At 66.4% G+C, this 17145-nt stretch carries 25 protein-coding genes and 2 tRNA genes; 19 read left to right on the top strand and 8 right to left on the bottom strand.

Translation table 11 applies throughout. The annotated features are described in order from the left end of the window. The first annotated feature begins 29 nt into the window (after positions 1–29). The gene (locus tag D3261_RS14370; RefSeq protein ID WP_120073506.1) at positions 30–638 is read left to right on the top strand and encodes an ArsR family transcriptional regulator; all 609 of its coding nucleotides are present in this window, start codon (positions 30–32) and stop codon (positions 636–638) included. A 4-nt stretch (positions 639–642) separates the two neighbouring features. On the opposite strand, the gene D3261_RS14365 is transcribed toward D3261_RS14370, so the two are convergent. Beyond that, positions 643–882 (bottom strand): hypothetical protein, encoded by a 240-nt coding sequence (locus D3261_RS14365; protein ID WP_120073504.1) that lies wholly within the window; start codon positions 880–882, stop codon positions 643–645. Positions 883–1121: 239 nt separating this feature from the next. Here D3261_RS14365 and D3261_RS14360 point away from each other — a divergent pair, with 239 nt between their 5' ends. Next, entirely contained in the window at positions 1122–1520 is a 399-nt protein-coding gene (locus tag D3261_RS14360; protein ID WP_120073502.1) for a TRAM domain-containing protein, read from the top strand. Between the two features lie 60 nt (positions 1521–1580). On the opposite strand, the gene D3261_RS14355 is transcribed toward D3261_RS14360, so the two are convergent. Together D3261_RS14355 and D3261_RS14350 are read right to left on the bottom strand one after the other, a co-directional pair. After that, positions 1581–1757, bottom strand: coding sequence for a hypothetical protein (locus tag D3261_RS14355; protein ID WP_233554001.1), 177 nt, complete (start codon positions 1755–1757; stop codon positions 1581–1583). 39 nt (positions 1758–1796) lie between these two features. Further along, positions 1797–2483, bottom strand: coding sequence for a YkgJ family cysteine cluster protein (locus tag D3261_RS14350; protein ID WP_120073499.1), 687 nt, complete (start codon positions 2481–2483; stop codon positions 1797–1799). A gap of 161 nt (positions 2484–2644) precedes the next feature. On the opposite strand from D3261_RS14350, the gene D3261_RS14345 reads away from it, so the two are divergent. The 3 genes from D3261_RS14345 (at position 2645) to D3261_RS14335 (ending at position 6600) form a co-directional block, all read left to right on the top strand. Next, positions 2645–2884, top strand: a complete 240-nt coding sequence (locus D3261_RS14345) for a hypothetical protein (protein WP_120073497.1) — start codon at positions 2645–2647, stop codon at positions 2882–2884. Position 2885: 1 nt separating this feature from the next. Next, complete coding sequence (locus D3261_RS14340) at positions 2886–5150, top strand: CDC48 family AAA ATPase (protein ID WP_120073495.1); 2265 nt, start codon at positions 2886–2888, stop codon at positions 5148–5150. Positions 5151–5310: 160 nt separating this feature from the next. Continuing rightward, positions 5311–6600 (top strand): OFA family MFS transporter, encoded by a 1290-nt coding sequence (locus D3261_RS14335; protein ID WP_120073493.1) that lies wholly within the window; start codon positions 5311–5313, stop codon positions 6598–6600. A gap of 50 nt (positions 6601–6650) precedes the next feature. Here the strand turns inward: D3261_RS14335 and D3261_RS14330 are convergent, their stop codons facing one another. Both D3261_RS14330 and D3261_RS14325 read right to left on the bottom strand, forming a co-directional pair. Further along, entirely contained in the window at positions 6651–7709 is a 1059-nt protein-coding gene (locus D3261_RS14330; protein ID WP_120073492.1) for an Mrp/NBP35 family ATP-binding protein, read from the bottom strand. Positions 7710–7857: 148 nt separating this feature from the next. Then, positions 7858–8349: a hypothetical protein gene (locus D3261_RS14325; protein WP_199694018.1), complete on the bottom strand. Its 492-nt coding sequence runs from the start codon at positions 8347–8349 to the stop codon at positions 7858–7860. 302 nt (positions 8350–8651) lie between these two features. On the opposite strand from D3261_RS14325, the gene D3261_RS14320 reads away from it, so the two are divergent. From D3261_RS14320 to rpsB, 13 genes are all read left to right on the top strand, one after another. Then, positions 8652–8736, top strand: a tRNA-Ser gene (locus D3261_RS14320). 16 nt (positions 8737–8752) lie between these two features. Next, positions 8753–9265 carry a 30S ribosomal protein S13 gene (locus tag D3261_RS14315; protein ID WP_120073488.1) on the top strand — a complete coding sequence of 171 codons (513 nt, stop codon included), beginning with the start codon at positions 8753–8755 and terminating at the stop codon, positions 9263–9265. Further along, entirely contained in the window at positions 9266–9793 is a 528-nt protein-coding gene (locus D3261_RS14310; RefSeq protein WP_120073487.1) for a 30S ribosomal protein S4, read from the top strand. Next, positions 9790–10185: a 30S ribosomal protein S11 gene (locus D3261_RS14305; protein ID WP_007695315.1), complete on the top strand. Its 396-nt coding sequence runs from the start codon at positions 9790–9792 to the stop codon at positions 10183–10185. Before D3261_RS14310 ends, D3261_RS14305 begins: the two co-directional genes overlap by 4 nt. Before the next feature lie 3 nt (positions 10186–10188). Continuing rightward, positions 10189–10938, top strand: a complete 750-nt coding sequence (locus D3261_RS14300) for a DNA-directed RNA polymerase subunit D (RefSeq protein WP_120073485.1) — start codon at positions 10189–10191, stop codon at positions 10936–10938. Positions 10939–11052: 114 nt separating this feature from the next. Then, positions 11053–11137: transfer RNA gene (locus tag D3261_RS14295), tRNA-Leu, on the top strand. Between the two features lie 21 nt (positions 11138–11158). After that, a complete protein-coding gene (locus D3261_RS14290; RefSeq protein WP_007695319.1) occupies positions 11159–11509 on the top strand; it encodes a 50S ribosomal protein L18e in 351 nt (116 codons plus the stop codon). Beyond that, positions 11506–11940: a 50S ribosomal protein L13 gene (locus tag D3261_RS14285; protein ID WP_120073483.1), complete on the top strand. Its 435-nt coding sequence runs from the start codon at positions 11506–11508 to the stop codon at positions 11938–11940. Before D3261_RS14290 ends, D3261_RS14285 begins: the two co-directional genes overlap by 4 nt. 7 nt (positions 11941–11947) lie before the next feature. Continuing rightward, positions 11948–12343, top strand: coding sequence for a 30S ribosomal protein S9 (locus D3261_RS14280; protein ID WP_007695323.1), 396 nt, complete (start codon positions 11948–11950; stop codon positions 12341–12343). Between the two features lie 30 nt (positions 12344–12373). Next, the gene (locus tag D3261_RS14275; RefSeq protein ID WP_007695325.1) at positions 12374–12565 is read left to right on the top strand and encodes a DNA-directed RNA polymerase subunit N; all 192 of its coding nucleotides are present in this window, start codon (positions 12374–12376) and stop codon (positions 12563–12565) included. Between the two features lie 5 nt (positions 12566–12570). Beyond that, positions 12571–12750 (top strand): DNA-directed RNA polymerase subunit K, encoded by a 180-nt coding sequence (locus tag D3261_RS14270; RefSeq protein ID WP_192928013.1) that lies wholly within the window; start codon positions 12571–12573, stop codon positions 12748–12750. Further along, the gene (eno, locus tag D3261_RS14265) at positions 12747–13949 is read left to right on the top strand and encodes a phosphopyruvate hydratase (RefSeq protein WP_120073480.1); all 1203 of its coding nucleotides are present in this window, start codon (positions 12747–12749) and stop codon (positions 13947–13949) included. Before D3261_RS14270 ends, eno begins: the two co-directional genes overlap by 4 nt. After that, entirely contained in the window at positions 13946–14719 is a 774-nt protein-coding gene (rpsB, locus tag D3261_RS14260) for a 30S ribosomal protein S2 (RefSeq protein WP_120073478.1), read from the top strand. The genes eno and rpsB overlap by 4 nt, the downstream gene beginning before the upstream one ends. A 48-nt stretch (positions 14720–14767) precedes the next feature. Here the strand turns inward: rpsB and D3261_RS14255 are convergent, their stop codons facing one another. From D3261_RS14255 to nikR, 3 genes are all read right to left on the bottom strand, one after another. Beyond that, the gene (locus D3261_RS14255; protein ID WP_120073476.1) at positions 14768–15334 is read right to left on the bottom strand and encodes a GrpB family protein; all 567 of its coding nucleotides are present in this window, start codon (positions 15332–15334) and stop codon (positions 14768–14770) included. An 83-nt stretch (positions 15335–15417) separates the two neighbouring features. Beyond that, positions 15418–15744: a putative quinol monooxygenase gene (locus D3261_RS14250; protein ID WP_120073474.1), complete on the bottom strand. Its 327-nt coding sequence runs from the start codon at positions 15742–15744 to the stop codon at positions 15418–15420. 10 nt (positions 15745–15754) lie between these two features. Beyond that, positions 15755–16177, bottom strand: a complete 423-nt coding sequence (gene nikR / locus D3261_RS14245) for a nickel-responsive transcriptional regulator NikR (protein ID WP_120073472.1) — start codon at positions 16175–16177, stop codon at positions 15755–15757. 105 nt (positions 16178–16282) lie between these two features. Here nikR and mvk point away from each other — a divergent pair. Continuing rightward, a partial coding sequence (gene mvk / locus D3261_RS14240; protein ID WP_120073470.1) for a mevalonate kinase occupies positions 16283–17145 on the top strand: 863 nt, incomplete at its 3' end.

Raw genomic sequence — 17145 nt, 5'->3', positions numbered from 1 at the left:
TTTTATCTGCCTATCCCGAGGCAGTACCAATGGGCGACCCCGAGGTCGACGAGGGAAAACGCGCGACGCTCCGGCGGTTCGCCGCCGTCGGGGCGGTCGGGCCGCTCGCGCGCCTCGCCGACAGGGACGAAGACGACGAGAGCGACGCCCGCGACGCCATCACGGGCTACCTCGCGGCGACGCCGGGCGCGCACTTCTCGAAGGTCCGTGACGACCTCGAGCTGGGGACCGGCGAGACCCAACACCACCTCCGGCGGCTCGAAAACGACGCGGTCGTCGAGAGCGACCGCGACGGCGACTACCGACGGTACTTCCCGGCCCGCGAGTTCGACTCGTTCGAGAAGGTCGCGCTCGGCGTCCTCCGTCGGGAGACGCCGCGGGGAATGGTGATCGCGCTGCTTCGCGACCCCGACGCGAGCGCGAGCGACCTCGCCACCGACCTCGGGGTCTCGCGGCCGACGGTGAGCAAACACGCCGCCGACCTCGAAGATGCGGGGGTGCTCTCGCGTGGCGAGGGCTACGCGCTCGTTCGTCCGGAACTCCTGTTGACGCTGCTGGTTCGATACGCCAACTCGTTCGACGTCGCGACGCTCCAGTTCGCGCGCGAGGCCGACCGGTACATCAGCGTCGAGGGCTGACCTCCTACCGGGTGACCTTCCAGGTGGTGCTGGAGGAGTAGCCCCACTTCTCGACCGAGAGCGGCCCGTCGGAGTTCTGGATCGCGGTCATGTTGGTACCGACCTCCTTCGCCGAGAGCCCGACCGCCTCGCCGATGAGGCGGGATTTGAAGTAGGTTCGTGTGGCCACGTGCTCACGGAGGTACTCGAAGATCCGTCGCTGCTTCTCGCTGAGAGCGGGCATCGCTGCGGTGGTAGCGCCCATAGTCTCCCTACCGAGGCGGCGTACATACGGGGTTTGGTACGGTGGGGTAATCCGGCCGCAGTCTGTCGGTTTTCGTCTCCACGGAACGGTCGAGGCGGTGGTCGTGGCCCCCCAGGCTCGTTCCGAACTCCGGGGGATGGTACGTGCGGGTAACGCCCTCGGGCCCTCGTTTTCGGGCTCGTCGGTGAGCGGTAGTTCTTTGGTCCTCCGCTCCAGAGACGCGAACGGAGCACTACGTGATGGAAATCTCTGATAAACTCCTGTGTCTGTTCAACGCTGATGTCTCCGAGACCGGCGACACCTACACCGTCGAGGTGCCGCGGCGCGAGGTCGATACCGGTTCGATCGAGACGGGTGAGACCTATCGCGTGGCGCTGATCTCGCGCGAGTCGGTCGAGAGCGGGACGAGCGGGTCATCGTCGTCGTCGAACCGCCCCTCGACCGAGCCACAGCCGCCGGTCGACGTCGGCGAGATGCGCTACGTCGAAGTCGAGGACATCGGCAAGCAGGGCGACGGTATCGCCCGCGTCGAGCGGGGCTACGTCATCATCGTCCCCGGAGCGGAGGTCGGCGAACAGGTCAAGGTCGAGGTCACCGAAGTGAAATCCAACTTCGCGGTGGGCGAGATAATCGAGTAGGTCGTCCGCTGCGGTCCAGGGCGCTTCGTACGTACACCGACGAGTCGGCGGCCGGCCGCCTCAGTTCTCCTGGCCGGGCTCGCTTTTGGCGTGGTCGTCGTCGTCGTTCGCGTCGAACTCCTCGTCACAGTTCGCACAGCGGTAGATACCGGCGGCACCGCCCTCGATACGTTCGACGTCGCCCGAACCACAGGACGGACAGGAGGGCGTCTCGCCGATGCCGTGTGTGTCGTTCATCGAGTCGGTCGTACCATCGGGCACCGAATAAACGTCCCGCTACTCGTCGGAAGCCCGTTCGTCTTCGCCGTCGAGCCGCGTCCCGTCGGGTCGTTTCGCGCCCTCCGAATCGTGGACCACCACACCGTCGGCGTCGGGGGCGGGTTCGTACCGGTCTTGGACCGCGATCGCCTCCTCGAGTTCGCGGACCGCGCGGGTCTTGAGCGCGCCCGCGAGCGCCTCGGCCTCCGCGCGGTCGATGTCGCGCCCGAGCCCCTCGCACTCGTGGGCGCGCACCGCGCCGACTCGATCGACCGCCGCACCCATCGGCTGGTTCGTCCCGTCGAGCGCGACGCTGAACGGGTAGGTCCGACAGATCAGCGGGCGGTCCTCGTGGACGGTACACGCACCCGTCCCATCCCGTTCGGTGTAGAAGCTACAGTCACCACAGCCGGTGGTTTCGAGCGCCCACTCGAAGGTCTCGCCCGTCGGGCCGTCGGGACCGGGCTCGACTCCGTACGGCATCGGGCGGGCGACGTCGCGCCACTCCCGACCGGTCGCGTCCTGGAGGTCGCGCACCTCGTCGGGAAAGACGGTCGCGGTGTGGTCCTCGTGGCCGTCGGGTCCGTCGGCGGCCTTACAGCACGCCCCACAGCGGGTGCACTCGAATCCCATCGTCTCGATGGCATCGGCCAATTTCGACGTGTCGAGGTCGCGGGCGCGGGCGAGTTCGTCCTCGAAGCTCACACCCACACCAGCCAGCCACGCCGCAAAAACCCGTCGTCGGGGCGATAGTCTCAAGTTCGATCGAGCCTGAACCACAATACAACCGATCCGTGGAATTCGTCGTGTTGCACCCCGCTTTCCAAGAAAGTTTTAAATACTAGTAGTACTAACCAGAGGTTAGGATGACACCAACACTCCAGCAGTTCGACGACCGGGACGACGTACTCCGGCGATACGAGTACGCCGACCGGGTGGTGTACGCCGCAGACCTCGGTCCCGCCGACGATATCACGGTCGACATCGTCGACGGCACCGTGATGCTCGTCCACGGCGACGAGCAGGCGGACTTCGAGATCCCCGAGGCCGGGTCGGCCGAAGCGACCATCAACAACGGCGTGCTTACCGTCGAGGTGGCGCGATAACATGAAGCTCTCAGTCAAGCCGCTGAAACAGAAGGACGCGGGCCGCGGCCTCGCGGCCGTCGACCGCGCCGCGATGGAGGAGCTCGGGCTCGAGAACGGCGACTACATCCTGATCGAGGGGAGCGACGGCCGCGCGATCGCACGGGTCTGGCCGGGCTACCCCGACGACCAGGGTCGTGACGTGATCCGTATCGACGGCCAGCTCCGTGGCGAGGCCCAAGTGGGCATCGACGACCGCGTGAGCGTCGAGAAGGCCGACGTCAAACCGGCCGACTCGGTGACGGTGGCGCTGCCCCAGAACCTCCGTATCCGGGGGAACATCGGTCCCTACATCCAGGACAAGCTCTCCGGGCAGGCGATCACGCAGGGCCAGACGATCCCGTTCTCGCTCGGCTTCGGGCCGTTCTCGGGGAACTCCGGCCAGCGCATTCCGCTGCGAGTCGCGGAGACGTCCCCGAGCGGGACCGTGATCGTCGCCGACACGACCACGATCGAGGTCAGCGAGAAGCCCGCCGAGGAGATCGTCTCCGAGGACGGCGACGACACCGCCAGCACGCCCTCCGTGACCTACGAGGACATCGGTGGCCTCGACCGCGAGCTCGAACAGGTCCGCGAGATGATCGAGCTCCCGATGCGCCACCCCGAGCTCTTCAAGCAGCTCGGCATCGACCCGCCGAAGGGCGTCCTGCTCCACGGCCCGCCCGGCACGGGCAAGACCCTGATCGCGAAGGCTGTCGCCAACGAGATCGACGCCCACTTCGAGACCATCTCGGGCCCCGAGATCATGTCGAAGTACTACGGCGAGTCCGAAGAACAGCTCCGGGAGATCTTCGACGAGGCCGAGGAGAACGAACCCGCGATCGTCTTCATCGACGAGATCGACTCGATCGCCCCCAAACGCGACGACACCTCGGGTGACGTCGAGCGCCGGGTCGTGGCCCAGCTCCTCAGCCTGATGGACGGGCTCGAAGAGCGCGGCCAGGTCACGGTGATCGCCGCGACCAACCGCGTGGACGCGATCGACCCCGCGCTCCGGCGCGGTGGCCGGTTCGACCGCGAGATCGAGATCGGCGTGCCCGACAAGGAAGGCCGGAAGGAGATCCTCCAGGTCCACACGCGCGGGATGCCGCTGGAGGAGGGGATCGACCTCGACACCTACGCCGAGAACACCCACGGGTTCGTCGGTTCGGACCTCGAATCGCTGGCGAAGGAGTCGGCGATGAACGCCCTCAGGCGAATTCGACCCGAGCTCGACCTCGACGAGGAGGAGGTCGACGCCGAAGTGCTCGAATCGTTGCGGGTCACCCGCGACGACATGAAGAGCGCGCTGAAGGGCATCGAGCCGTCCGCGCTCCGCGAGGTGTTCGTCGAGGTCCCCGACACCAGCTGGGAGAACGTCGGCGGGCTCGAAGACACCAAGGAACGCCTCCGCGAGACGGTGCAGTGGCCGCTCGACTACCCCGAGGTGTTCGAGGCGATGGACATGAACGCCGCGAAGGGCGTGATGATGTACGGCCCGCCGGGCACGGGCAAGACCCTGCTCGCGAAGGCCGTCGCCAACGAGGCCCAGTCGAACTTCATCTCGATCAAGGGCCCCGAACTCCTCAACAAGTTCGTCGGCGAGTCCGAAAAGGGCGTCCGCGAAGTCTTCTCGAAGGCTCGCGAGAACGCACCCACGGTCGTGTTCTTCGACGAGATCGACTCGATCGCGGGCGAGCGCGGCCAGCACGCCAACGACTCCGGCGTCGGCGAGCGCGTGGTCTCACAGCTCCTCACCGAGCTCGACGGGCTCGAAGAGCTGGAGGACGTCGTGGTGATCGCGACCTCGAATCGACCAGATCTGATCGACAGCGCGTTGCTCAGACCTGGGCGGCTCGACAGACACGTCCACGTCCCGGTGCCCGACGAGGAGGGCCGGGAGGCGATCTTCGAGGTCCACACCCGGAACAAGCCGCTGGCCGAGGACGTCGACCTCGCCGACCTCGCGCGCCGGACGGAGGGCTACGTCGGCGCGGACATCGAGGCCGTCACCCGCGAGGCCGCGATGGCCGCGACCCGCGAGCTCATCGAGATGAGCGACCCCGAGGACCTGGTCGGCAACGTCGGCAACGTCCGGATCGGCGTCGAGCACTTCGACCAGGCGCTCGACGAGGTCAACCCGAGCGTCACCGCCGAGACCAGGGAGCGCTACGAGGAGATCGAGTCCCGGTTCAACGCCGGCGAACCCGCGAACAACGAACCCGAGATCGGGCAGACCTTCCAGTAAGGTCGCCCGCGACCGGTTTCCTCGATCCGCTTCGGTTCCCGTCGTAGCGAGCCGACGTGAGGTGCGACCGCGGCTCGTCGGGACGGCATGAGTGTGCGTGTACCGACGGTCTTTTTCCGTTATCGAAAATCATTACGGTCCCCAGCCTCCACGATAGTCGATGTCATCAACGGAGGCGACCAAGAACCGGTGGTTGATCGCCGCGTCGGCCGTCGCGATCCACCTCTCGATCGGGAGCATTTACGCGTACAGCATCTACCAGATCCCGCTGAACGAAGCCCAGGGGTGGGGGACGTCGAGCGTGACGACCGCGTTCTCCATCGCGATCTTCGTCCTCGGGATCACGGCGGCCTTCCTCGGGAGCTACGTCGAGAAGTACGGCCCGCGGTTGTCCGGGCTGGCGGCGGCGGTGCTGTACGGCCTCGGGATGGTCGGATCGGGGCTCAGCGTCCAGCTCGGGAGCCTCCCGCTGTTCCTCGCCACGTTCGGGGTCGTCGGCGGGATGGGGCTCGGACTCGGCTACATCACGCCGATCGGAACGCTCGTCGAGTGGTTCCCCGACCGCCGCGGGATGGCGACGGGCCTCGCGGTGATGGGCTTCGGTGCCGGGGCGCTGCTGACCGGTCCACTCGGGAACTACCTCATCCAGTCCGTCGGCGTCGCGACGACGTTCTACGCGCTCGGCGTTCTCTACCTCGTCCTGATGGCCGCCGGCGCGAGCTATCTCGCCAAACCGCCGGAGGGCTGGCTCCCCGAGGGGATAGAGGACACCCCGGAGAACCAGGAGGAAGCGAAGAGCGCGCTCGACGGTATCAGCAACCTCACCGCGAAGGAGGCACGCACCTCGCCGCGGTTCTGGATGGTCTGGATCATCGTCTTCATCAACGTCTCCGCGGGGATCATGCTGCTCGCGTTCGCCTCGCCGATGCTCCAGCAGATCGCCGGCGCGAGCGCGACGACCGCGGCGTTCATCACCGGCTACATCGGGATCTTCAACGGCGGCGGCCGCATCGTGTGGGCCTCGTTGTCGGATTACATCGGCCGGACGACGACCTACGCGGCGTTCTTCGCCATCCAGATCATCGCCTTCTTCGTGATGCCACAGGTCGCGGGCGTCTGGCTCCTCGCGGGGCTCATCTTCCTCGTCATCACCTGCTACGGCGGTGGCTTCGCCTGCCTCCCGGCCTACCTCAGCGACCTCTTCGGCACCCAGGAGGTCAGCGCGATCCACGGCTACGCGCTCACGGCGTGGGGATTCGCCGGGGTGGCCGGACCGCAGCTCGCCTCCGCGATCCTCGAATCCACGGGGAGCTACACCAGTGCGCTCTACATCATGAACGGGGCGCTCGTCGTCGGGCTGATCACGGTCGCGGTCCTCCGCTGGCGGATCGGGAAGCTCCAGGACGCGGGTCGGAGCCGCGGAGCCAGCGGGACGACGACCGAAGGATAACTCTCAGACGGGCGTTCGACCACGTCGGAACCGTGTACTCCGCCGTCGCGTTACGGCGCGTCCGGGGCCGACGGCTCACCACGGTCACCGGTCACCAGTCGGTTGCGGTGGACGATCCCGACGTTGTTCGCGGTGTTCTCGGTCAGGTTCCGGAAGGCGTCGGCGGTGTCGCCCTCGTCGAGCACGACCGGTGAACCGCCGTCGCCGCCCTCCCGGACGGCGGGGTCGAGCGGGAGCTCCCCGAGGAACGGCATCTCGACCTCCTCGGCGAACGCGCGACCACCGCCCTTCCCGAAGAGGTCGTGTTCTGCGCCGCAGTCCGGGCAGACGAACCCGCTCATGTTCTCGACGATCCCCAGCACGGGGGTCTCGTGTTTGCCGAACATCTCGAGGCCCTTCCGCGCGTCGTCGATGGCGACGTCCTGCGGCGTGGTGACGATGACGGCTCCGGCGAGCGGAACGGTCTGGAGCATGGTGAGCTGGGTGTCGCCGGTTCCAGGGGGCAGGTCGACCACCATGTAGTCCAGCGCGCCCCACTCGACGTCCTCGAAGAGCTGGGTGAGGACCTTGTGGACCATCGGGCCGCGCCAGATCACGGGGTCGTCCTGGCCGACGAGGAAGTCCATGCTCATGAGCTTCATGCCGTACTTCTCCGGCGGGACGATCTTCTCCTCCGGGGTGGCCTGTGGGCGCTGGTCGGCCCTGACCATCCGGGGGACGTTCGGGCCGTAGATGTCGGCGTCGAACAGCCCGACGCGCGCCCCCATCTCCGAGAGCCCCGCGGCGAGGTTCACCGCGACGGTGGACTTCCCGACACCGCCCTTCCCGCTCGCGACCGCGATGACGTTCTTCACACCCGGCAGGACGTCCTGGCTCCGCTCGACGCTCGCGGTGAGGTCGACCTCGATACCCGCATCGGCACAGACCTCGCGCACCCGCCCCGCGATGGCGGTCTCGTTCGGCGAGTAGGGCGCACCGAGCGCGAGCGAGATGTGCGCGACCTCGTCCCGAACCTCGATGTCGTTGACGAGGCCGAGCGAGACGATGTCGTCACCGAGATCCGGGTCCTCGACGTTCGAGAGGAGGTCCTGCACGTCGGATACGTTCATGGCGCGGGTAGCGCCGGACGAGCGATAAGGGTTGGGAAGCGGGCGCTCGACGGCCTTCGGTCGGCGCGTTCGAAACGATCGGATTCCGCGGATGAAGGAATTCGGTCAACGGTTCTCCCGTCGAACGATTTCGATTCGGTTGTGGGAGTCACCTGTTACCGTGCGCAACGTATTCTCGTCCGAGGAAGTAACCAGTAATGATTCCTACTGGAATCGTCGCCCATCCGATAACGAACAAGCCGTAGACGGCGAAGATAACGAATCCCGCCCCGAATTCGAGCACCGCATTCACCGACGTAAATTCGGCGAAAAACGCCGTCACGCTAGCAGATCGACCAAGTGTGAACGCCATCGTCAAGAACGGTGAGAGCCACACGAACCCAGTGACTCCACCGGCGAGCGCTCCCCGAGCGGGAAGGCTTCCGTATCCGTGGGATTCGACGAGTACGCGCCAGCACCCTCGACCGAGTAATCCACCGGAAACACCCCCAACCACGATGGTAGTCACTCCTCCGAAGGTGAACAATCCCGTGTCGATGGCAAACGCGAGCCCTGCAAGAGTACCAAGGAAACCGAAGACCGTGGTCACTGGATTGCGGTCCATCACCGTCATCGGATCACGAGTGTACTCTCCCGCCATCGCCGAAACGTAGCCGTATTCGTCTGTTGATGAATATATCTACATCGAATTCCAGTTCGTGTGTAAGTCCTCTTAGCGACGGACGGCTCACCCCCTTGCTTTCCGGGATCGCGGTCGATACCGGTCGCGAGGTCGGCCATATCCGTTCTTCGGCGCGATGGTATTTGATTCTACGACCCGGTGGGGCTCACGACGGCGGGTGTTTCGTGGGGGTTAAATACCCGCATCGAAATAGAACCACTACGACGTACTGCAGGGGACCGGCCCCGAGTCCGGGAGGGCGACAATACAACCACACGAGTGTCGTGGTAGCCAAGCCTGGCCCAAGGCGCAGGGTTGCTAACTCTGTGGCGCACAGCCTCCGGGGTTCGAATCCCCGCCACGACGCATCACGGATCAACGCATGAGTGCAGAAGACCCAGACACACCGGCCGAGGACGAAGAGGAGGAGGACATCCGCTACTTCGTCCGGATCGGCCAGACCGACCTCGACGGCACGAAAAGCGTCGAGCGGGCGCTGACCGGCATGAACGGTGTCGGCAGGCGAACCGCTCGCATCATCGCGGAGCAGGCGGAGGTCGACAAGACGGCGACCCTCGGTCGCCTCGACGACGACGCCGTCGACGCCATCATCGAGGGCGTCGAAGGGCTCGCCGACGAGGTCCCGCAGTGGCTCGTCAACCGCCCGAAGGACTACTTCTCGGGCGAGGCGGCCCACGAGGTCGGCAACGACCTCTCGCTGACGCGACAGCAGGACATCAACCGAATGCAGATGATCAGTTCCTACAAGGGCGTGCGCCACAACCGCGGCCAGAAGGTCCGCGGTCAGCGCACCAAGTCCACCGGCCGCTCGGAGGGTACCATCGGCGTGAACGTCGAGGCCCTCCAAGAAGAGATGGAAGAGGAGGAAGGGTAGATGGCGCTTGGCACCAACACCAAGGGCTACGAGACCCCGAACCACCCGTTCCAGGGCGAGCGCATCGCCGAGGAGTCCGGGCTGATGGGGCGCTACGGCCTGAAGAACAAGGAGGAGCTCTGGCGAGCCGAGTCCGAGCTTCGTGACTTCCGTCGCGAGGCCCGACGGCTGCTCGGGAACGCACAGGGCGACCCCGAGGAGGCCGAGCGCGAGGGCGAGCCGTTCCTGAACCGGCTCCGCCGCCTCGGCATCCTCAACGAGACCGACTCGATCGACGCCGTCCTGAGCCTCGACACCACCGACGTGCTCGAACGCCGGCTCCAGACCGTCGTCTACCGCAACGGCCTGGCGAACACACCGAAGCAGGCGCGTCAGTTCGTCTCCCACGGTCACATCGTGATCGGCGACAGCCGCGTGACGGCTCCCTCCCGGAAGGTCTCGACCACCGAGGAGGACCGGGTCGCCTTCGACGAGGGGAGTTCGCTCGCGGACGAACTGCACCCCGAACGTGCGGAGGGGCAGGAATGAGCGCCAATGAGGGCAACGAGGACCGCTGGGCCGTCGCCCACGTTCACGCCTCGTTCAACAACACCATCATCTCCGTCACGGACCTCACGGGGGCCGAGACCCTCGCGAAGTCGAGCGGTGGCACGGTGGTGAAACAGAACCGCGACGAAGCCTCGCCATACGCGGCAATGCAGATGGCCGAGACCGTCGCGGAGGAAGTGCTCGCCCAGGGTATCGAGGGCGTCCACGTCAAGCTTCGCGGTCCCGGCGGCAACCTCCAGAAGAGCCCCGGGCCGGGCGCACAGGCCACCGTCCGCGCGCTCGCCCGCGCCGGACTCGAGATCGGCCGGATCGAGGACGTCACGCCGATCCCACACGACGGCACACGCGCACCCAAATCCAGCGGGTTCTAACCAATGAGCACCACCGACTACGAGGTCGAGTTCATCGACGTCGACGAGCGCGAGGCGCGCTTTCTCGTTCGCGGGATCACGCCGGCGTTCGCCAACGGGATCCGGCGGGCGATGGTGGCGGACGTGCCGACGCTCTCGATCGACACGGTGAGAGTGATCGAGAACTCGTCGGTGATGTTCGACGAGCAGATCGGCCATCGGCTCGGGATGGTGCCCCTCTCGGCCCCGCCCCACGAGTTCGAGGTCGGCGAGAGCGTGACCCTGGGGCTCGACGTCTCGGGGCCCGACACCGCCTACTCGGGTGATCTCCAGAGCGCGGACGCGATGGTCGAACCCGCCGAGCAGAACGTCCCGATCATCGACCTGAAGGAGGACCAGCGCCTCGAAGTCGAGGCCGAAGCCGTGCTCGATAGCGGGAAGAGCCACGCCAAACACCAGGGCGGCGTGGCCGTCGGCTACCGCCACCTCCAGCACGTCGAGGTGGCCGGCGACGCCGACGAGTTCGCCGACGAGGAGCCGAACATCCTCCGCGGCGTGATCGAGGACGACGGCGAGCTGGTCCCGACCGAGGAGTTCGGCAGCGACCTCACGAACCGGTACCCGGGCAAGGAGCTCGAGGTGACCGACGTCCCGAACGCGTTCGTCTTCCACGTCGAGACCGACGGGTCGATGAGCGTCGAGGAGCTGGTGCTCGCGGCCGTCGACTCGCTCGGCGACCGCGCGAACGAACTCCGCGAGGCGGTTCAGCTGTAATGTATCGCCCCACGAACCGGTCCCGGTCGAACGCGGTGGCGCGAGGGTCGACGAGCCCCGCGTTCGCGACGACCGAAACTGGTTTGTGGGGACAGGAGAAAGACGGTTTCGCGTGCAGGGATAGCCAAGTCAGGTCAACGGCGCAGCGTTCAGGGCGCTGTCTCGTAGGAGTTCGCAGGTTCGAATCCTGCTCCCTGCATGCTCTTTTCGGAGTGATAGTATGAGCAAGACCAATCCGAGGCTCACGAGTCTCATCGACGAACTGGAGTCGGTCGCGCGCGAGACGGAGAGTCCCGTCTGGCAGGCCGTGGCCGACCGCCTCGAGAAACCCCGGCGGACCCACGCCGAGGTCAACCTCGGGCGGATCGAACGCTACGCGAAAGAAGACGAGACGGTCGTCGTCCCGGGGAAGGTGCTCGGGAGCGGCGTCCTCCAGAAGCCAGTCACCGTCGCGGCGGTTGACTTCTCGGGGACGGCCGAGACCAAGATCGATCAGGTGGGAGAGCACGTCGCGCTCGAAGACGCGATCGAATCGAACCCCGAGGGATCGAACGTGCGGGTGATCCGATGAATAGTGCAGAATTCGAACCCGACCTCGTGGTCGACGCCCGGGATTGCATCCTCGGGCGGGTGGCGAGCCAGGTGGCCGAACGCGCACTCGACGGCGAACGTATCGCCGTCGTGAACGCGGAAGAGGCCGTCATCACCGGCAGCGACGACGACGTGATGGAGGTCTTCGAGACCCGCGCGGGGCTCGGCTCCGACCAGGGCCCGCGCTACCCCAAGCGGCCGGACCGGATCATGAAGCGCTCGATCCGCGGCATGCTGCCGTACAAGCGCCCGCGCGGTCGCGAGGCCTTCGAGAACGTCCGCGTCTACGTCGGCAACCCGTTCGAGGGGAGCGAGGTGCTCGACGACACCTCGCTCGACCGGCTCTCGAACATCAAGTTCGTCCAGCTCGGCGACGTCAGCGAGAACCTCGGCGCGAACGTCACGTGGTGATACATCAATGGTAACCAACACCTCCGGCAAGAAGAAGACCGCCATCGCCCGCGCGACGATCTCCGACGGGGAGGGTCGCGTCAGAGTCAACTCGGCACCCGTCGAGCTCGCCGAACCCGAGCTCGCGCGGCTGAAGATGCTCGAACCGTTCCGGCTCGCCGAGGAGCAGCGCGAGGAGGTCGACATCTCGGTCGACGTCTCGGGCGGCGGGACGGTCGGCCAGGCCGACGCGGTCCGGACCGCGATCGCCCGCGGGCTGGTCCAGCACACCAACGACGCCGAGCTCCGCGACGCCTACATGGAGTTCGACCGGTCGCTGCTGGTGAACGACGTCCGCCAGTCCGAGTCGAAGAAGTGGGGCGGTCCCGGCGCACGCGCGCGCTACCAGAAATCCTACCGATAACATGAACGCGAGCACAGGGGGACGACGACGATGATGGTTCCGGTGCGGTGTTTCACCTGCGGGAGCGTCGTCGGCGAACACTGGGAGGCGTTCGAGTCGCGGATCGAGGACGGCGAGGACCCCGGTGACGTGCTCGACGACCTCGGTGTGAAACGCCACTGCTGTCGGCGGATGCTCGTCTCGCACACCGACCTCGTGGACATCGTGGCTCCCTACCAGTGATGTCGATGGCGAATCAACGCTACAACCGATACGAGAAGGCCCGGATCATCGGCGCTCGCGCGCTCCAGATCGCCTACGGCGCGCCGGTGCTGGTCCAGACCGAGAGCACCGAGCCGATACTGATCGCCGCCGAGGAGTACGACGCCGACGTGTTGCCGTTCACCGTCTGGCGGGGCGAGCAGTGACGCTCATCACCGAGGTCCGGCTCCGGCGGATCCTCGACTCGCGTGGGAACCCCACGGTCGAGGCCGAGGTCTCGACGGAGTCGGGTGGATTCGGTCGGGGGGCTGCCCCGAGCGGCGCGAGCACGGGGGCCCACGAGGCCGTGTCGCTCCCCGCCGACGAGGCCATCGCGGCGGCGCGCGAACACGCCGTCCCGCGGATCGAGGGGCAGGTCTACGCCGGCGACCAGCGCTCGGTGGACGCCGCGCTTCGGGCCGCCGACGGCACCGACGACTTCGGGACGATCGGCGCGAACAGTGCCGTGGCGCTCTCGATGGCGAGCGCGAAGGCCGCCGCCGACACCCTCGGCGCACCGCTCTATCAGCATCTCGGTGGGGCCTTCCGTGGGAAGACGTTCCCGACGCCGCTCGGCAACGTGGTCGGCGGGGGCGAACACGCCAAGGAGGCGACCCACATCCAGGAGTTCCTGTCCGCACCCGTGGGTGCGCCGAGCGTCACCGACGCGGTGTTCGCGAACGCGCGGGTCCACGGCGAGGTCAGTTCGATCCTCGACGACCGCGGGATCCCGGCGGCGAAGGGCGACGAGGGCGCGTGGGCACCCGCGATCGACGACGAGGAGGCCTTCGAGGTCGTCGCCGAGGCCACCGACACGGTGGCCGACGAGGTCGGCTTCGAGGTCGGCTTCGGGCTCGACGTGGCCGCGGCCGAACTCTACGACCCCGACGACGAGGTCTATCGCTACGGCGACACCGAACGAACCACCGAGGAACAGGTCGAGTACGTCGCGGACCTCGTGGACGAGTACGACCTCGTCTACGTCGAGGATCCGCTCGACGAGGAGGACTTCGCCGGGTTCGCCGACCTCACCGCGCAAGTGGGCTCGGAGAGGCTCGTCTGTGGCGACGACCTGTTCGTCACCAACACCGAGCGCCTCGCGCGCGGCATCGAGGAGGCCGCGGCGAACGCCATTCTGGTGAAACCCAACCAGATCGGCACGCTCTCGGACGCGTTCGACGCGGTCGAACTCGGTGTGGAGAACGGGCTCGCGCCCGTTATCTCCCACCGGTCGGGCGAGACCGAGGACACCACGATCGCACACCTCGCCGTGGCGACCGACGCCCCGTTCGTGAAGACGGGCGCGGTCGGCGGCGAGCGAACAGCCAAGTTGAACGAACTCATCAGAATCGAGGAAACCGCATGAGCGAAAACGAAGAGGGGCTCGACGCGGCGGAACGCGACATCGAGGCGGAGCCGACCGGCGAAGCCGGCGCGAACCCCGCCGAGAACCCCACAGACACGGACGTATCGACCGACGACCAGCCAGCCGAGACCGAGGAGGCCGAAGACACCGGCCCGACGTTCGACGAGGACGTCATGGCGGACGACGAGGCCGACCTCCTGATCCCGGTCGAGGACTACCTGGGAGCCGGTGTCCACATCGGCACCCAGCAGAAGACCAAGGACATGGAGCGGTTCATCCACCGCGTTCGAACCGACGGCCTCTACGTCCTCGACGTCGGCCGCACCGACGAGCGGGTTCGGACCGCCGCGAACTTCCTCTCGAACTACGACCCCGAGAACGTGCTCGTCGCGTCCTCGCGCCAGTACGGCCGGTTCCCGGCCGAGAAGTTCGCCGACGCCATCGGCGCACGCGCACGCACTGGCCGATTCATCCCGGGCACGCTCACGAACCCCGACTACGACGGCTACATCGAACCCGACGTCCTCGTGGTCACCGACCCGATCGGTGACTCCCAGGCCGTCACCGAGGCCGTCACCGTCGGGATCCCCGTGATCGCGATGTGTGACTCGAACAACTCCGTGAGCAACGTCGACCTCGTGGTGCCGACGAACAACAAAGGTCGTCGTGCGCTCTCGGTTGTCTACTGGCTGCTCGCGAACGAGACGCTCGACCGCTCGCCCGACGGCGAGCCGACCTACGCGCTCGACGACTTCGAAGAAGGCATCTGAGTCGGCACTTCACTTCCTGAGGAAGTTTCCACCACTGCTTTTGCTCCGCTACTCGACAGTGGGAACGACGAAATCGAACTCCAAGTCGTCGTCTTCCCGGCCGATCCGGAGAACGCGTTCGATAAACGCCGTCTTGCCTCGTGAGTAGGCCGCCAAATCGTCGTGGTCGGTGGCGAGCTCTCGTTTCAATCGTGCGTATTCAGCGCGGACCTCCCGATGGGTGCACAGCACCTCACGGGTCACGACACTCGTCTTCCATTTGTTGCCGGAGACAGCGAACACGTGGTCGTTGTACCGTTGACCATCGTGCGAGCGAAAGATCGGGTGCCACGTACTCGTGTTTTCGTGCCGAGTTCCACCTAGTTCAGTTTCGAGTGTGCGTGCGATAGCTGAGACGGTGTCGTCAGCAACGACGATGTCCAAGTCGACGATGTCCTTCGCGGGAAAGTCGGGAACGGCCGTCGAACCGACGTGCTCGATCCGCAGGATATCCTTTTCGATGTCCTTGGTAGCCACGGCATCGAGTATCCGGCCGCGCTCCGCCACGAACCGTTCGCGCCACACCTCGTAACGCGACGACCGCAGCTTTATCGGGTCGTCGTGTGGGTTGACCATTAGTAAGCGGAGCGATTAGAGGTACTTCACTGCTTTGCCAGACGGAAACCACAGCAGCGCCACAGAAAATTACCGAAACGATTTCACTGCAGTTCGTCGACCCCGAAGCGGACCGTTTCCGGCGGACCTTCGAACTCGGTCTGCATCGTTTCTACCTCGCCGTCGACGAGTTCCGGCAACGTCGCTTCGAACTGCTCGTACGAATCCGTTGCCGACTGTGCCTCGGCTGCATCTTGATCCTCGTACGGCTCGAAGAATCGGATCAAGTTCAGGTCAACGACATCGGTCATCGCGCGGTAGGTAACCGTTCCGGGCTCGTTTCGCGAGCGCTTGGTGAGATCCCGAACCAAGTCGAGCGCCGCCTCGCGGCGATCCGGATCGACGGGAATAGTGGTGTGAACGAGGAGCATCGAGCGCCGTTCAACCGAGGGTTCGGGCGAAGTCCTCGACCGGCATGACCGAATAATCCACCGAGACCGTGTCCTGGGTCGCGCGGATCTTCCCGACGAAGGTCGAGATGTCCTCGAGGTCGCCGTCGAGGATAAAAATTTCCATGCAGTAGTGGTTGCCGACGTGGCTGTGGAAGTTCGAGGCCACGAGGTCGTCGTGTTCGTGGCGGAGGTGCATCATCCGCTCCTCGACGCTGGTGGTCTCGTAGTCGAACAAGACTGTGACGACCGCCATGAGCTCGCGGTCCTCGAGCCGGGCGTCCTCGAACTCCCCGAGGAGGTTGCGCCCCGCCTCCCTGATGACCTCGCTTCGCCCGGTGTAGCCGTGGTCGTCGGCGAAGGTGTCGATCCGTTCGAGGAGTTCTTCCGGCATCGAGACGCTGACAACGGTCATGTATTAACTCAGTTCGCTTCAACTATTAGGCTTTGCCATAGTGCGGATCGGTCTCCGACCGAGCGGATCCACAAACACTGATACGCCGGCCGACGGAGAGGGCGCATGGCGGTCTCAAGCGCCCCCGGCAAGGTCTATCTCTTCGGCGAACACGCGGTGGTCTACGGCGAGCCCGCGGTGCCGTGTGCGATCGAGCGCCGGGCACGGGTCGAAGCCGCCCGGCGCTCGGACAGTCGGGTCCGGGTCCACGCCCACGACCTCTACCTCAACGGCTTCAGCGTCGAGTACGCGGGGCCGGCCGACGACCGGCCGACCGTGGCCACCGACCAGTCGGTGCTCGACCTCGGGATGCGCTACATCGACGGCGCGATCGACCGCGCCCGCGACCTCGCCGACCAGCCCGAAGTGGGCCTCGACGTCACCGTCGAGAGCGACCTCCCGCTGGGGGCCGGTCTCGGCTCGTCGGCGGCGGTCGTAGTGGCGGGGATCGACGCCACGGCGCGCGAACTCGGTGTCGAGCTCAGTTCGAAGGAAGTGGCGAACCACGCCTACAGAGTCGAACACGAGGTTCAAGACGGGGAAGCCTCGCGCGCGGACACGTTCTGCTCGGCGACCGGCGGCGCGGCGAAGGTCGAGGGCGACGACTGTGAGACCATCGACGCACCGAACCTCCCGTTCGTGGTTGGCTACGACGGCGGCACGGGCAACACCGGCGAACTCGTCGCGGGCGTGCGCGCGCTCCGCGAGGAGTACGACTTCGCCGCCAGCACGGTCGAGTCGATCGGCGACCTCGTGCGCCGCGGCGAGCGCGCACTCGACGCGGGCGACGTCGACGAGCTCGGCCGGCTGATGGACGTCAACCACGGTCTGCTCTCGGCGCTCGGGGTCTCCTCGCGCTCGCTCGACGCGATGGTGTGGGCGGCCCGCGAGGCGGGCGCACGGGGGGCGAAACTCACCGGGTCCGGGGG

Origin of the sequence: Halococcus sp. IIIV-5B (assembly GCF_003602035.1) — an archaeon.
GTDB classification, from domain to species: domain Archaea; phylum Halobacteriota; class Halobacteria; order Halobacteriales; family Halococcaceae; genus Halococcus; species Halococcus salsus.
The sequence above is the reverse complement of the archived record's forward strand: the minus strand, read 5'-3'. Positions and strand labels throughout refer to the sequence as shown.

Excerpts from the sequence above, each read along its gene's own strand:
- D3261_RS14370 (WP_120073506.1), top strand. The coding sequence starts at position 30 with ATGGGCGACCCCGAGGTCGACGAGGGAAAACGCGCGACGCTCCGGCGG.
- D3261_RS14365 (WP_120073504.1), bottom strand. The coding sequence starts at position 882 with ATGGGCGCTACCACCGCAGCGATGCCCGCTCTCAGCGAGAAGCAGCGA.
- D3261_RS14360 (WP_120073502.1), top strand. The coding sequence starts at position 1,122 with ATGGAAATCTCTGATAAACTCCTGTGTCTGTTCAACGCTGATGTCTCC.
- D3261_RS14355 (WP_233554001.1), bottom strand. The coding sequence starts at position 1,757 with ATGAACGACACACACGGCATCGGCGAGACGCCCTCCTGTCCGTCCTGT.
- D3261_RS14345 (WP_120073497.1), top strand. The coding sequence starts at position 2,645 with ATGACACCAACACTCCAGCAGTTCGACGACCGGGACGACGTACTCCGG.
- D3261_RS14340 (WP_120073495.1), top strand. The coding sequence starts at position 2,886 with ATGAAGCTCTCAGTCAAGCCGCTGAAACAGAAGGACGCGGGCCGCGGC.
- D3261_RS14335 (WP_120073493.1), top strand. The coding sequence starts at position 5,311 with ATGTCATCAACGGAGGCGACCAAGAACCGGTGGTTGATCGCCGCGTCG.
- D3261_RS14330 (WP_120073492.1), bottom strand. The coding sequence starts at position 7,709 with ATGAACGTATCCGACGTGCAGGACCTCCTCTCGAACGTCGAGGACCCG.
- D3261_RS14325 (WP_199694018.1), bottom strand. The coding sequence starts at position 8,349 with ATGGCGGGAGAGTACACTCGTGATCCGATGACGGTGATGGACCGCAAT.
- D3261_RS14315 (WP_120073488.1), top strand. The coding sequence starts at position 8,753 with ATGAGTGCAGAAGACCCAGACACACCGGCCGAGGACGAAGAGGAGGAG.
- D3261_RS14310 (WP_120073487.1), top strand. The coding sequence starts at position 9,266 with ATGGCGCTTGGCACCAACACCAAGGGCTACGAGACCCCGAACCACCCG.
- D3261_RS14305 (WP_007695315.1), top strand. The coding sequence starts at position 9,790 with ATGAGCGCCAATGAGGGCAACGAGGACCGCTGGGCCGTCGCCCACGTT.
- D3261_RS14300 (WP_120073485.1), top strand. The coding sequence starts at position 10,189 with ATGAGCACCACCGACTACGAGGTCGAGTTCATCGACGTCGACGAGCGC.
- D3261_RS14290 (WP_007695319.1), top strand. The coding sequence starts at position 11,159 with ATGAGCAAGACCAATCCGAGGCTCACGAGTCTCATCGACGAACTGGAG.
- D3261_RS14285 (WP_120073483.1), top strand. The coding sequence starts at position 11,506 with ATGAATAGTGCAGAATTCGAACCCGACCTCGTGGTCGACGCCCGGGAT.
- D3261_RS14280 (WP_007695323.1), top strand. The coding sequence starts at position 11,948 with ATGGTAACCAACACCTCCGGCAAGAAGAAGACCGCCATCGCCCGCGCG.
- D3261_RS14275 (WP_007695325.1), top strand. The coding sequence starts at position 12,374 with ATGATGGTTCCGGTGCGGTGTTTCACCTGCGGGAGCGTCGTCGGCGAA.
- D3261_RS14270 (WP_192928013.1), top strand. The coding sequence starts at position 12,571 with ATGGCGAATCAACGCTACAACCGATACGAGAAGGCCCGGATCATCGGC.
- rpsB (WP_120073478.1), top strand. The coding sequence starts at position 13,946 with ATGAGCGAAAACGAAGAGGGGCTCGACGCGGCGGAACGCGACATCGAG.
- D3261_RS14255 (WP_120073476.1), bottom strand. The coding sequence starts at position 15,334 with ATGGTCAACCCACACGACGACCCGATAAAGCTGCGGTCGTCGCGTTAC.
- D3261_RS14250 (WP_120073474.1), bottom strand. The coding sequence starts at position 15,744 with ATGCTCCTCGTTCACACCACTATTCCCGTCGATCCGGATCGCCGCGAG.
- nikR (WP_120073472.1), bottom strand. The coding sequence starts at position 16,177 with ATGACCGTTGTCAGCGTCTCGATGCCGGAAGAACTCCTCGAACGGATC.